Annotated in this window: 10 protein-coding genes; 5 read left to right on the top strand and 5 right to left on the bottom strand. The window is 63.4% G+C overall.

The features are described 5' to 3' along the window. Window positions 1–228: 228 nt before the first annotated feature. Together hrpA and CAY82_RS20115 are read left to right on the top strand one after the other, a co-directional pair. Window positions 229–4,134, top strand: coding sequence for an ATP-dependent RNA helicase HrpA (hrpA, locus tag CAY82_RS20120; protein ID WP_087502761.1), 3,906 nt, complete (start codon window positions 229–231; stop codon window positions 4,132–4,134). Between the two features lie 236 nt (window positions 4,135–4,370). Continuing rightward, window positions 4,371–5,492: a beta-ketoacyl-ACP synthase III gene (locus CAY82_RS20115; RefSeq protein WP_087502760.1), complete on the top strand. Its 1,122-nt coding sequence runs from the start codon at window positions 4,371–4,373 to the stop codon at window positions 5,490–5,492. 198 nt (window positions 5,493–5,690) lie between these two features. On the opposite strand, the gene CAY82_RS20110 is transcribed toward CAY82_RS20115, so the two are convergent. After that, window positions 5,691–6,935 carry a putative porin gene (locus CAY82_RS20110; RefSeq protein WP_025340175.1) on the bottom strand — a complete coding sequence of 415 codons (1,245 nt, stop codon included), beginning with the start codon at window positions 6,933–6,935 and terminating at the stop codon, window positions 5,691–5,693. Between the two features lie 263 nt (window positions 6,936–7,198). On the opposite strand from CAY82_RS20110, the gene CAY82_RS20105 reads away from it, so the two are divergent. Continuing rightward, complete coding sequence (locus CAY82_RS20105) at window positions 7,199–8,326, top strand: GNAT family N-acetyltransferase (protein ID WP_087502759.1); 1,128 nt, start codon at window positions 7,199–7,201, stop codon at window positions 8,324–8,326. A 125-nt stretch (window positions 8,327–8,451) separates the two neighbouring features. On the opposite strand, the gene CAY82_RS20100 is transcribed toward CAY82_RS20105, so the two are convergent. The 4 genes from CAY82_RS20100 to CAY82_RS20085 form a co-directional block, all read right to left on the bottom strand. Next, entirely contained in the window at window positions 8,452–10,284 is a 1,833-nt protein-coding gene (locus CAY82_RS20100; RefSeq protein ID WP_087502758.1) for an ABC transporter ATP-binding protein, read from the bottom strand. Between the two features lie 63 nt (window positions 10,285–10,347). Beyond that, window positions 10,348–10,905, bottom strand: a complete 558-nt coding sequence (locus tag CAY82_RS20095; protein WP_087502757.1) for a peptidylprolyl isomerase — start codon at window positions 10,903–10,905, stop codon at window positions 10,348–10,350. Then, on the bottom strand, window positions 10,899–11,711 hold the full coding sequence (locus CAY82_RS20090; protein WP_087502756.1) for an alpha/beta fold hydrolase: 813 nt from the start codon (window positions 11,709–11,711) through the stop codon (window positions 10,899–10,901). The genes CAY82_RS20095 and CAY82_RS20090 overlap by 7 nt, the downstream gene beginning before the upstream one ends. 13 nt (window positions 11,712–11,724) lie before the next feature. Further along, window positions 11,725–12,648 carry a LysR family transcriptional regulator gene (locus CAY82_RS20085; protein ID WP_012273620.1) on the bottom strand — a complete coding sequence of 308 codons (924 nt, stop codon included), beginning with the start codon at window positions 12,646–12,648 and terminating at the stop codon, window positions 11,725–11,727. Window positions 12,649–12,696: 48 nt separating this feature from the next. On the opposite strand from CAY82_RS20085, the gene CAY82_RS20080 reads away from it, so the two are divergent. Further along, a complete protein-coding gene (locus CAY82_RS20080) occupies window positions 12,697–13,011 on the top strand; it encodes a hypothetical protein (RefSeq protein WP_012051530.1) in 315 nt (104 codons plus the stop codon). A gap of 109 nt (window positions 13,012–13,120) precedes the next feature. Continuing rightward, window positions 13,121–13,720 carry an FMN-dependent NADH-azoreductase gene (locus tag CAY82_RS20075; RefSeq protein WP_087502755.1) on the top strand — a complete coding sequence of 200 codons (600 nt, stop codon included), beginning with the start codon at window positions 13,121–13,123 and terminating at the stop codon, window positions 13,718–13,720. Window positions 13,721–13,951: the final 231 nt, after the last annotated feature.

The following is a 13,951-nucleotide window of genomic DNA, read 5'->3' as shown; positions in this document are numbered from 1 at the left end:
CATCGCACTTGGCTAAACATTTGTGCCGTTGCACCTGGCCTCTTCGCGGGTAAACCCGCTCCTACAGGATTGCATCAAGGCTGGGTGTTGTGCGGTCCCTGTGGGAGCGGGTTTACCCGCGAAGAGGCCGGCACAGGCAGCAGAGAACCTGCAAATCTGCGACAATCGCCCAACTTTCCGAATGCCGATCATGAAAAAGCAGGCCCACCTGCATCACTAAAAAGCCCCATGACTGACCACGCCATCGACAAACTGCTGCAAAACCTCGACCACGCCATGATCGCCGACCGCCATCGCCTGCGCCGGCAATTGCACGAACTGCGCAAGCGCCCCGACGAGGCGAAGCTGGCGCAGTGGGTAGAAAAGGTCCAGGCCTCCTGCGCCCAGGTCACTGCGCGCCAGCAGAGCGTGCCGACCGTGCGCTACGACGACAGCCTGCCAATCGCTGCCAAGCGTGACGAAATCAAGAAGGCCCTGGCCGAAAACCAGGTGCTGGTGATCGCTGGCGAAACCGGCTCGGGCAAGACCACCCAGTTACCGAAGATCTGCCTGGAGCTAGGCCGTGGCAGCCATGGCCTGATTGCCCACACCCAGCCACGCCGGATCGCTGCCCGCAGCGTTGCTGCGCGGGTTGCCGAAGAACTGGGCACGCCGCTGGGCGGGTTGGTCGGCTACCAGGTACGTTTCGAGGACCAGAGCGACGCCAACACCTTGGTCAAGCTGATGACCGACGGCATCCTGCTGGCCGAAACCCAGCACGATCGCTTCCTCGAGCGCTACGACACGATCATCGTCGACGAAGCCCACGAACGCAGCCTGAACATCGACTTCCTGCTCGGCTACCTGAAGACCCTGCTGCACCGCCGCCCGGACCTGAAGCTGATCATCACCTCGGCGACCATCGATCTGGAACGCTTCTCCAAACACTTCGACGGCGCGCCGATCATCGAGGTGTCGGGGCGTACCTTCCCGGTGGAAACCTGGTACCGCCCGCTGACCAGCGAGCAGGACGAGGAGGGTAACCAGATCGAGGATGACCTCACTGTCGACCAGGCCATCCTCGCCACGCTGGATGAGCTGGCGCACCATGAGCGGAGTGAGGGCAAGGGGCCCGGCGATGTGCTGATCTTCCTGCCGGGCGAGCGGGAGATCCGCGATGCTGCCGAGATTTTGCGCAAGGCGCAGCTGCGCCATACCGAGATCCTGCCGCTGTATGCGCGCCTTTCGCCGGCCGAGCAGCAGCGCATCTTCCAGCCGCACACCGGGCGCCGTGTGGTGCTGGCCACCAACGTCGCGGAAACCTCGCTGACCGTGCCTGGCATCCGCTATGTGATCGACACTGGTACCGCGCGCATCAGCCGCTACAGCTACCGCGCCAAGGTCCAGCGCCTGCCCATCGAGGCCGTGTCGCAGGCCAGTGCCAACCAGCGCAAGGGCCGCTGTGGCCGGGTCGAGCCGGGCATCTGCGTGCGCCTGTACAGTGAAGAGGATTTCAACAGCCGGCCAGCGTTCACCGACCCGGAGATCCTGCGCACCAACCTGGCGGCGGTGATCCTGCAGATGCTGCACCTGCGCCTGGGCGCGATCGATGCCTTCCCGTTCATCGAGCCGCCGGATGGCAAGGCCATCAGCGACGGCTTCAACCTGCTGCAGGAGCTGTCGGCGGTCAATCGCGATAACCAGCTGACGCCGATCGGCCGCCAGCTGGCGCGCCTGCCAATCGACCCGCGGTTGGGCCGCATGCTGCTCGAAGGCGCACGCCTGGGCAGCCTGCAGGAAGTGCTGATCGTCACCAGTGCACTGTCGGTGCAAGACCCGCGCGAACGCCCGCCGGAGCGCCAGCAGGCCGCCGACCAGGCGCACGCGCAATGGAAGGACGTGGACTCCGACTTCGCCGCGCTGGTCAACCTGTGGCGTGGTTTCGAAGAGCAGCGCCAGGCGCTGACCGCCAACCCGCTGCGCAACTGGTGCCGCAAGAACTTCCTGAATTACCTGCGCCTGCGCGAATGGCGCGATGCCCATCGCCAGCTGGCACTGATCTGCCGTGATTTGCAGCTGACAGTGAACAAGGACCCGTCCGACTACCCGAAAATGCACAAGGCCATTCTCAGCGGCCTGCTTAGCCAGATCGGCCAGAAGACCGAGGAGGGTGACTATCAGGGCGCCCGCCAACGGCGCTTCTGGGTGCACCCGTCGTCGGGCCTGGGGCGCAAGCGCCCGCAGTGGGTGATGGCTGCCGAACTGGTCGAAACCACCAAGCTGTATGCACGCATGGTGGCCAGGATCGAGCCGGACTGGATCGAGCCGCTGGCCGGCCACCTGGTCAAGAAGAACCACTTCGAACCGCACTGGGAGAAGAAGCGCGGGCAGGTGGTGGCCTACGAGCAGATCACCCTGTACGGCCTGATCCTGGTCGGCCGTCGGCCGGTACATTTTGGCCCGATCGACCCGGTCACCTCGCGCGAGCTGTTCATCCGCGAAGGCCTGGTGAGGGGCGAAATCCAGTCGCGGGCCAAGTGCCTGGCGGCCAACAAGCGTCTGCTGGAAGAACTCGATGAGCTGGAGGCCAAGGCCCGCCGCCGTGACATCCTGGCCGACGAAGAGACACTGTACGCCTTCTACGAAGCGCGCCTGCCGGCGGAAATCCACCAGACTGCGACCTTCGACAGCTGGTACCGCATGGGCAGCCAGAAGGACGCCAACCTGCTGATCATGCGCGAGGAAGACGTGCTGGCCCGCGAAGCCAGCGAAGTCACCGCCGCGCAATACCCCGACAGCATGCAGGTGGGCGAGCTGCGCCTGCCGCTGAGTTACCACTTCGAGCCCGGCCACCCCCGCGATGGCGTGACCGTGCGGGTACCGGCACCGTTGCTGCCGAACCTGCCGGGCGAGCGCCTGGAATGGCTGGTGCCGGGCTTGCTGGAAGCCAAGTGCGTGGCGCTGGTGCGCAACCTGCCCAAGGCCCTGCGCAAGAACTTCGTGCCGGTGCCGGACTTCGTCAAGGCCTCGCTGGCGCGCATGACCTTCGGCCAGGGCGCATTGCCCCAGGCCCTGGGCCAGGAGCTGCTGCGCATGACCGGCGCCCGTGTGCCTGACGAAGCCTGGGACGAGTCGGTCAACCTGGTTGAAGGCCACCTGCGCATGAACATCGAGGTAGTCGATGGCCAAGGCAAGTTCCTGGGTGAAGGCCGCGATCTGGCCGAGCTGACCGCGCGCTTTGCCGCCGCCAGCCAGGCAGCGCTGGCCGTGCCGCGTGACGCCAAGAGCGAACAGCCGGTGCAGGCCAAGGCCTTCAGCGAAGTGAAGCAGACCGCCCAGCAGAAGATCGCCGGCCTGTCGATGACCGTGTATCCGGCGCTGGTGGAAGATAACGGCACCGTGCGCGAAGGGCGTTTCTCGACCCAGGCCGAAGCCGAGTTCCAGCACCGCCGCGCCTTGCAGCGCCTGTTGCTGCAGCAGCTGGCCGAGCCGGCCAAGTACCTGCGCGGCAAGCTGCCGGGGCTGACCGAGCTGGGCCTGCTGTACCGTGAAATGGGCCGGGTCGAGGCGCTGGTGGAAGACATCCTGCTGGCCAGCCTGGACAGCTGCATCCTCGAAGGCGAACAGCCGATGCCACGCGATGGTGCGGCGTTGGCCGGGCTGGCTGAACGCAAGCGCGGCAGCTGGGCCGAGCATGCCGAGCGCCTGGCACGTCAGACCCTGGAGGTGCTGAAGCTGTGGCATGGGCTGCAGAAGCGCTTCAAGGGCAAGATCGACCTGAGCCAGGCGGTGGCGCTGAACGATATCAAGCAACAGCTGGGCAATCTGGTTTACCCGGGTTTCGTGCGCGAAACGCCTGGGGCGTGGTTCAAGGAACTGCCGCGTTACCTCAAGGCTGTGGAGCTGCGCCTGGAGAAGCTGGGTTCGCAGGTGCAGAAGGACCGGGTGTGGAGCGGTGAGCTGGCCAACCTGTGGGCGCAGTACAAGGCCCGTGCCGACAAGCATGCCCAGGAAGGCAAGCGCGATGAGCAGTTGACCCTGTACCGCTGGTGGCTGGAGGAATATCGGGTGTCGCTGTTTGCCCAGCAGTTGGGGACCAAGGTGCCGATTTCCGACAAGCGATTGAGCAAGCAATGGAGCCAGGTGGAGGGCTAAACTTCCGCAGATGTGGCAATATTGATGCAATTTGGGGCCGCCTGGCGGCCCCTTCGCGGGTAAACCCGCTCCCACAGGTGCAGCAGTGTCCTCGGGAGCGGCGCAATCCCTGTGGGAGCGGGTTTACCCGCGAACGAGGGCGCAGCCCTCGCCTATAAATTGGCACTAAAGTGCCATTAACCTGCCATGTTTCCAGCCAGCGCCCCGTGGCGATGGCCTTGACCAGAGGAACGACCGTGCATAACGTCGTGATCAGCGGCACCGGCCTGTACACCCCGGCCCAGAGCATTTCCAACGAAGAACTGGTGGCCTCCTTCAATGCCTGGTCGCAGCAGTTCAACCAGGACAACGCCGCCGCCATCGAGCGCGGTGAAATCGAGGCAGCGCCGCTGTCCGATGCGGCCTTCATTGAAAAGGCCTCGGGTATCAAGAGCCGCTTCGTCATGGACAAGGCCGGCATCCTCGACCCGCAGCGCATGAAACCGCGCCTGCCCGAGCGCTCCAACGACGAACCGTCGGTGCTCTGCGAAATGGCCGTGGCCGCTGCCCGCCAGGCCCTGGAGCGCGCCGGTCGCACGGCAGCCGATGTCGACGGGGTGATCGTCGCCTGCTCCAACCTGCAGCGCCCGTACCCGGCCATCGCCATCGAAGTGCAGCAGGCGCTGGGCATCCAGGGCTTTGCCTTCGACATGAACGTGGCCTGCTCGTCGGCCACTTTCGGCATCCAGACCGCCGCCAACAGCGTGGCCCTGGGGCAGGCGCGCGCGGTGCTGATGGTCAACCCGGAGGTGTGCACCGGCCACCTGAACTTCCGTGACCGCGACAGCCACTTCATCTTTGGTGATGCTGCCACTGCGGTGCTGCTCGAGCGTGCCGACAAGGCCACCTCGGCGCACCAGTTCGACATCGTCAGCAGCAAGCTGTGGACTGAGTTCTCCAACAACATCCGCAACAACTTCGGCTTCCTCAACCGTGCGGCGGAAGAGGGCGAGGGCGCGGCGGACAAGCTGTTCATCCAGGAAGGCCGCAAGGTGTTCCGCGAAGTGTGCCCGAAGGTGGCCGAGCTGATCGGTGAGCACCTGCAGGAAAACGGGCTGCAGCCAAGCGATGTGAAACGCTTCTGGCTGCACCAGGCCAACCTCAGCATGAACCACCTGATCGTCAAGAAACTGCTGGGGCGTGAAGTGGCCGAGGAAGATGCACCGGTGATTCTCGACCGTTATGCCAATACCAGTTCGGCGGGGTCGGTGATTGCTTTCCACCTGTACCAGGACGACCTGGCCAAGGGCTCGCTGGGGGTGTTGAGCTCGTTTGGTGCGGGGTATTCGATTGGTAGCGTGATCCTGCGCAAGCGCTGATTGAGCGCAAGCCAGTACCGGCCTCTTCGCGGGTGAACCCGCTCCCACAGGGACACCACAGCATTCGATACTGTGATATCCCTGTGGGAGCGGGTTTACCCGCGAAGAGGCCGGTGCATTTTTCACCGGCAACAAAAACGGGAAACGCCGGATGGGGTCGGCATTTCCCGCTTCAGGTGAAGCAGTGCAGGGTGTCGCTTAGAACTTGGCTTCCAGGTCTACCTGCAGCGTGTCTACGTCAGCATCGCTGTTAGGCAGGTTGGAGAAGTCGGTCTTGGCCATCATGTAGGCCGCACCGAGGGCGAAGTTCTTGTCGATTTCGTAACCCACCTTGAACTTGTGGCCACGTGAACCGGTGAAGCCGTTACCGAAGTCGGAGTCTGTGAACAGGCTGACTACACCGTTACGCTGCACGTCGCGGTAGTTGTAGTCCAGGCTCCAGGCACCGATCTTGCTCTTCAGGCCAGCCAGCCAGGCCTTGTCCTTGCCATCGGTGCTTTCGGTGTTCTTGACGAACTGGCCGTACGCCGACAGCGGGATGGCGAAGCCGGTGAAGTCGACCTGGCCGAAACCTTCCACCAGTTGGAACTCGTTGGTGGTGTTGCCCAGCGAACGCAGGGCAGCAGATTCCTTGTCGTTGTCGTAGCCGTAGATACTGCCACCGACGGTGACCTTGACGGTGTCAGCCGCGTTGAACTTGGTACCCAGCTGGGCCGCGTACAGCTGTGCATCGTGCTTGAACTGCACGCCGTCGCCGTCGACATTGTCCTTCAGGTTGTAGTGGCCGATGCTGCCGAACACTTCGGCCGGGCCGAGGTTGGTCTTGTAGGTAGCGGCCAGGCCTTCCGGGTTGATGTCGCTGTCCCAGATGATGTCGCCCATGCTCACCCACGGCTGCAACATCTTGCCGCCGATCAGGTGCAGGTTCGGGACGGCAGTCGGGTGCCAGTCGAGGTAGGCCAGGTCGACCCACAGCGATTTCTTCTCGAAGTAGTTGTCCAGGCTCTGGTTGGTCGAGCGGGCATCGGCGCTGCTGCCGGTGGCTACGCGCACGCCGGCGTCGACCTGCGGGTTGATTTCGCTGTAGAAGCCGACACGGGCACGTACACGTTCACGGTCCTGGTTGCCGCTGCGGGCGATCGGGTCGTCGACGTTGACGTCTTCGTAACGCAGGCGCACATCACCCTTGATCTGGGTCTTCGCGGCCCATGCCACTTTCTGTTCAAAGGAGCTCATCCGTTCGGACTGAGCTTTCTGAGCGGCCTTTTCCTTGGTTTCTTGAGCCAGGTCCGCCTGCAGTTCGTTGTACTGCGCCTGGTTGATCGAGCCATTGGCGCGGAGCATTTCGAGCAGCTTGGCGTCGACAGCTGCACTGGCCGGAGTACTCAGAGCCAGCATCATGCCGGTGAGGCTCACTCCGGTAAGTGTAGAAACAAGACGCATAAGGTTCTCCCTGTTGAATAAGATGGGGGAGGCTCAAGCGCCCGCCCCTGCGTTGGCATGTCTTCGGAAAGGGCCTGAATAGACAGGTTCTGGGGTTCCGGAAAACAGGCGCAAGTATTGCGGGGGCGAATGACAGATTAATGTCGAATTAGTGGCACTGCTGTTAAGTAATTGAGAATAAAAGGATCTGGCCTGGCGCTCATGATTTGAGTGGCGGGCCGTCCTTGGGGATACTGGGTACCTTGAGACAGCGAGCCGAAACCGTGACCAGCCTGTATAGCCTTGCTCATTTGCGTGATCTTCCGGCGGCCACCTGGGATGCCCTGGTGCCGGCCGGCCAACCGTTTCTGCGTCATGCGTTTCTCAGTGCCATGGAGGACAGCGGCAGCGTCGCGCGCAACACCGGCTGGGCTGCCGAGCACCTGGTGCTGGAGCGTGACGGGCAGGTGCGGGCGCTGCTGCCGGCTTACCGCAAATGGCACTCGTTTGGTGAGTACGTGTTCGACCATGGTTGGGCCGATGCCTGTGAACGGGCCGGCATTGCCTACTACCCCAAGCTGCTCGGCGCCGTGCCGTTCAGCCCGGTCAGCGGCCCGCGCCTGCTCGCCGCCGACCCAGCCGATGGCTTGCTGGTGCTGCAGGCGTTGCCGGAGTACCTGGGCAAGGGTGGGCTGTCTGGCGCGCACATCAATTTCACTGAGCCGGCGCTGGACGAACAGCTTGCCAGCCAGCCGGGCTGGATGGAGCGCCTGGGTTGCCAGTTCCATTGGCGCAACCACGGCTACCGTGACTTCCAGGATTTTCTCGACAGCCTGAGTTCGCGCAAGCGCAAGCAGATGCGCAAGGAGCGTGAACAGGTGGCCGGGCACGGTATTGAATTCCGCTGGTGCCGTGGGGGTGAGCTGGATGAGGTGCAGTGGGATTTCGTCTACCGCTGCTACGCCAATACCTACGCGGTGCGCCGCCGTGCGCCTTACCTGACGCGCGAGTTCTTCAGCCTGTTGGCCGAACGCATGCCCGAGGCGTTGCGCGTGGTGATGGCGCGGCAGGGTGGTCGTGACGTGGCCATGGCCCTGAGCCTGGTGGGGGGCGACAGCCTGTTTGGCCGCTACTGGGGGTGCCTGGATGAATTTGACCGGCTGCATTTCGAAACGTGTTTCTATCAGGGCATGGACTTTGCCATTGCCGAAGGGCTGCAGCGTTTCGATGCCGGGGCGCAGGGAGAGCACAAGCTGATTCGCGGGTTCGAGCCGGTGCTGACGCGGTCGTGGCACTACCTGCTGCACCCGGGGTTGCGACGGGCGGTGGAGGATTTTCTGGTGCAGGAGCGGGAAGGGGTGCGGGCCTATGCCGAGGAGGCCCGGGGGATGTTGCCCTATCGCCGGGACTGATCCATTTATATTGGCTGTGCCGGCCCTTTCGCGGGTGAACCCGCTCCCACAGGTACTGCACAGACCGTGAAATTTGTGCGGTCCCTGTGGGAGCGGGTTCACCCGCGAAGAGGCCAGTACAGGAATCAGTCGACCCCGACAAACCCCCCCGTCTGGTGATGCCACAACCGGGCATACAACCCTTGCTGCTCCAGCAACTCACTGTGGCTGCCACTCTCGACAATCCGCCCCTTGTCCAGCACCACCAGCCGGTCCATCCGCGCAATGGTGGACAGCCGGTGGGCAATGGCGATCACTGTCTTGCCCTGCATCAGCGTCTCCAGGCTTTCCTGGATCGCTGCCTCCACCTCCGAGTCCAGCGCCGAGGTGGCCTCGTCCATGATCAGGATCGGCGCATTCTTCAACAGCACCCGGGCAATGGCGATGCGTTGGCGCTGGCCGCCCGACAGCTTGACCCCGCGCTCGCCCACATGGGCATCGAAACCGGTGCGCCCCTGGGCGTCCGACAGCTGCGGGATGAACTCGTCGGCGCGGGCGCGGCGCACCGCTTCATGCAGCGCCGCCTCGCTGGCACCGGGACGGCCATACAGCAGGTTGTCGCGGATCGAGCGGTGCAGCAGCGAGGTGTCCTGGGTGATCATGCCGATCTGTGCGCGCAGGCTGGCCTGGCTCACCTCGGCAATGTCCTGGCCGTCGATGAGAATGCGCCCACCCTGCACGTCGTACAGCCGTAGCAGCAGGTTGACCAGCGTCGACTTGCCCGCCCCTGAAGGGCCGATCAGGCCGATCTTCTCGCCCGGGCGGATGTCCAGGTTGAGCCCTTCGATCACGTTGGCAGCCTTGCCATAGTGGAAGTCCACGTCATCGAAGCGCACCGCGCCGCGGCTGACCTTGAGCGCCGGTGCGTTGGGCCGGTCGGTGACGGTGACCGGCTGGGCGATGGTCTGCAGGCCGTCCTGGACCATGCCGATGTTCTCGAAGATGCCGTTGACCACCCACATGATCCAGCCCGACATGTTGACGATGCGGATCACCAGGCCGGTGGCCAGGGCGATGGCGCCGACGGTGATCAGCGACTGGCTCCACAGCCACAGTGCCAGGCCGGTGGTGGCGACCACCAGCAGGCCATTGAGGCTGGTGATGACCACGTCCATGCTGGTGACCACGCGCGCGGCCAGCTGGGTTTTTTCTGTCTGTTCGCGGATTGCTTCGCGGGCGTACTGCTGCTCGAAGTCGGTGTGGGCGAACAGCTTGAGGGTTGCGATGTTGGTGTAGCCATCGACGATGCGCCCCATCAGCTTGGAGCGGGCGTCGGAGGAAATCACCGAACGCTCCTTTACCCGGGGGACGAAGTAGAACAGCGCGGCAATGTAGCCAGCGATCCACAGCAACAGCGGTAGCATCAGGCGCCAGTCGGCTTCGGCGAACAGCACCAGCGAGGTGATGGCGTAGATCAGCACATGCCATAGCGCATCCACCGCCTGCACGGCGGAGTCGCGCAGAGAGTTGCCGGTCTGCATGATGCGCTGGGCGATGCGCCCGGCGAAGTCGCTCTGGAAGAAATTCAGGCTCTGCTTGAGCACATAGGTGTGGTTCTGCCAGCGGATCAGGCTGGTCATGCCGGGGTTGATGGTCTGGTGCACGAGCAAGTCGTGCAGGCCGAAGAATACCGGCCGTAGCAGCAGGATCACCACCAGCATCCAGATCAGCTCGCCGCTGTGCTCACTGAAGAAACTGGCATTGGGCGTGCCCTGGGCCAGGTCGATGATGCGGCTGAGGTAGCTGAACATGGCCACCTCGATCAACGAGGCGACCAGGCCGACTACCAGCAGGGCCAGAAAGCTCGGCCACACCTGACGCAGGTAATACAGGTAGAACGGCCACACCTGGCTGGGTGGCGATTCGCTGGGGGCTTCGCGAAAGATGTCGATCAGTTGCTCGAAACGGCGGTACAGCATGGGTAAAGACACTCCTGTTCCAGCCGACCCTCAGGTGGTTTCACGTCCCTGTGAAGCCTGCGGTCAGTCGATGCGTTTGGCCGACTTGATGTAGACCGGGTCGGCCGGTACATCGCGCATGCCTTTCTTGATGGTGGTCGGTGAATTGACGATCTGGTCGACCACCTCCATGCCCTTGGTCACCTTGCCGAACACGGCATAGCCACGGTCACGCCCCGGGTTGAGGAAGTCGTTGTCGGCCACGTTGATGAAGAACTGGCTGGTGGCCGAGTTCGGGTCCTGGGTACGGGCCATGGACAGCGTGCCACGGGTGTTCTGCAGGCCGTTGCCGGCTTCGTTGGTGATCGGGGCGCGGGTGTTCTTTTGCACCATCTGGTCGGTGAAGCCGCCGCCCTGGACCATGAAGCCCGGAATTACCCGGTGGAAGATGGTGTTGTTGTAGAAGCCGCTGTCGACGTAATCGAGGAAGTTCTTGGTACTGATCGGCGCCTTCTCGGCATTCAGTTCGATTTCGACCTGGCCGAAGCTGGTGTCCAGCAATACGTGCGGGGTCTTGTCGGAGGCCATGACGCTGGTGGCGAAGGCGACCGAGCAGGCGGTGAGCAGGAGTTTTTTCAGCATGGGCTCAAAGATCCTTGAGAGGTGGAAGCGGCTGCAAGGAACTGCAGCAGGGTCTGGTTGAAGACCTCGGGTTGGTCGAGGGGTGTAGCGTGCCGGGAATCGTCGATGACCACCAGCCTGGCGTGGGGCATCAGGGCGACGTAGCGTTGTTTGAGTTGTATCGGGGTGTAATCGTGGTCGGCGGCGATCACCAGGGTAGGGCAATGGATCTGCCCGATGCGTTCCTGTACGCCCCAGTCGACGATTGCGTCGAAGCTCTTGAGATAGGCGCGCTTGTCGTTGCGTGCCCAGCGCTGGGCCATCTTCTGTCGCAGTTCGGCCTGCTGCGGTTTGGGAAACAGGCGCTCGGCCAGGCCCTTGCCGACGGTTTCGACGCTGAGCAGGCGTGCCAGGCCCCAGCGCTTGAGCCACCATACCCAGTCACTGCGGGTGCGGCGCTTGACTTCGGGAGCGCTGTTGACGATGCACAGGCTGCGCAGCCACTGCGGGTGGTCGACGGCGAACTGGAAGCCGACCATGCCACCCATGGACAGGCCGACAACGTGCACGGGGCCGGTGTGCAGGTGTTCGAGCAACGCCAGCAGGTCGGCACTAAAGGTGGCGATCTGGTAACCGTCGCGTGGCTTGTCGGAGCGACCGTGGCCGCGGATGTCCATCAGGATTACCCGGTAGTGACGGCTGAGCACCGGCACCTGCAGCTCCCAGTCCTGGCAGCTGGAGCCCAGGCCATGCAGTAATACCAGGGGGGCGCCCTGGCCATATTCCTCGTAATGCAGTGCGCATCCTTCGTGTTCGAAATAGGCCATGGGCGCGGTCCTCTCAGGCTTGTGGGGGGGCTGCGAAGGGCACGTCCAGTGGCGCGGTGTCGAAATTGCGCAGCAGGTCGATGAGAATCTGCGTAGCCGGGCCCAAGGTCTTCTCTTTGCTCGAATAAAGGTAGAACAGTGGGTGACGGCTGCCACCCTGATCCAGCGGCAACGGCTTGAGCACGCCTTCGCGCAGCTCGCGCTCGATCATGTGCCGGGGCAACCAGGCAAAGCCCAGGCCACTGCTGACGAAGGTAGCAGCGGTACCCAGGCTGCCGACGGTCCAGCGTTGCTCGGCGCCCAGCCAGCCGACATCGCGCGGCTGGGCGCGGCCGGAATCGCGGATTACCACCTGCAACTGGCTTTCCAGGTCCTGGAAGGTCAGTTCGCGGCCCAGGCGGTGCAGGCTGTGTTCGGGGTGGGCGACGGCGACGAATTCCACCGCGCTCAGTTCGGCGCCCAGGTAGCCGCCGATGCTGTAGCTGCTGATGGCCAGGTCGGCGATGCCTTCGTGCATCACTTCCTCGACGCCAGACAGCACTTCTTCACGCAGGCGCACCCGGCAGCCGCGGCTCTGCGGCATGAACGCGGCCAGGGCGCGCACCAGGCGGGCACTGGGGTAGGCCGCATCGACCACGAGGCGTACCTCGGCCTCCCAGCCCTGTTCCATGTGGTGGGCGAGGTCTTCGAGCTGGCTGGCCTGTTTGACCAGGTGACGCGAGCGGCGCAGCAGGACATTGCCGGCTTCGGTGAGCACCGCCTTGCGGCCGTCGATGCGCAGCAGCGGCACGCCCAGTTGCTCCTGCATGCGGGCCACGGTGTAGCTTACCGATGACTGCGAGCGGTGCAGTGCCTCGGCGGCCTGGGCAAACCCGCCGTGATCGACCACTGCTTGCAGGGTTCGCCACTGGTCAAGGGTTACGCGCGGCGCTTTCATCTTTCGCTCCTGTTGTCCTAAGCTGCCCTCTTTCAAGGAGAGCGGCCCATGAAGAAATGTTGTGCGGCAATACTGATGTGCCTGCCCCTCGGGGCCATGGCTTATCCCATCGATGTGGAGAAGGAGCTGACCGGGGTCAAGCTCGATTACACCGCCTATGACACGGCCTACGATATTGGTGCCATCACCCTCAACAACTATGGGCAGGTGCCGGCGGCGTGCAAGGTGACCTTCCGCAACGGCCCGGAGGCACCACGGGTGCGCCGGGTGAACGTACCGGCCGGTAAAAGCGTCGATGTCACCGCCAAGTTCAACCGGCAGATCATCAAACTACGGATCGCCTTGAACTGCAGTGCAGAATAAACTGATAAATCGATAGATTGAACCCACTTTTTACGCTTTTTTATCGATAGGTCAAGCCGTAATCTCACCTCCATCGAATCGCAACCCTTTTTGCCGATGGAGGCCCCCCATGTCCCGCGTACTGATCATTGAAAGCAGCGCCCGCCAGCAGGATTCCGTTTCCCGTCAGCTGACCCGTGATTTCATCCAGCAGTGGCAGGCCGCCCATCCGGCCGATCAGATCAGTGTGCGCGACCTGGCCGTGAACCCGGTGCCGCACCTGGACGCCAACCTGCTGGGTGGCTGGATGAAGCCCGAAGAACAGCGCAGTGCTGCCGAACTGGACGCCTTGGCCCGCTCCAACGAACTGACCGATGAACTGCTCGTCGCCGACGTGCTGGTGATGGCTGCGCCGATGTACAACTTCACCATCCCCAGCACCCTCAAGGCCTGGCTGGACCATGTGCTGCGTGCCGGCATCACCTTCAAGTACACCCCCACCGGCCCGCAGGGCTTGCTGACTGGCAAGCGCGCCATCGTCCTGACTGCCCGTGGCGGCATCCATGCCGGTGCCACCAGCGACCACCAGGAACCGTACCTGCGCCAGGTAATGGCCTTCATCGGCATTCACGATGTCGACTTCATCCATGCCGAAGGCCTGAACATGAGCGGCGAGTTCCACGAGAAGGGCGTCAACCAGGCCAAGGCCAAGCTGGCGGCGGTGGCCTGAGGCTTAGCGAATTCCCAACCCTGACACCTGTTGTTGCTCCTTTGGGTGTACCTGCCCGGCCTGCATGGCCGGGCTTTTTTATGCCTGTGAATTTTGTGGGGGGCTGTGCCGGCCTCTTCGCGGGTAAACCCGCTCCCACAGGACACCACAGGCCTCAGGTGCCGTGATATTCCTGTGGGAGCGGGTTTACCCGCGAAGAGGCCGGCACAGCCCCACATTCCTCATGGTTGA

This window comes from Pseudomonas sp. SID14000 (assembly GCF_002165135.1).
Lineage (GTDB): Bacteria > Pseudomonadota > Gammaproteobacteria > Pseudomonadales > Pseudomonadaceae > Aquipseudomonas.
This window is presented reverse-complemented; position numbering and strand designations above follow the sequence as displayed.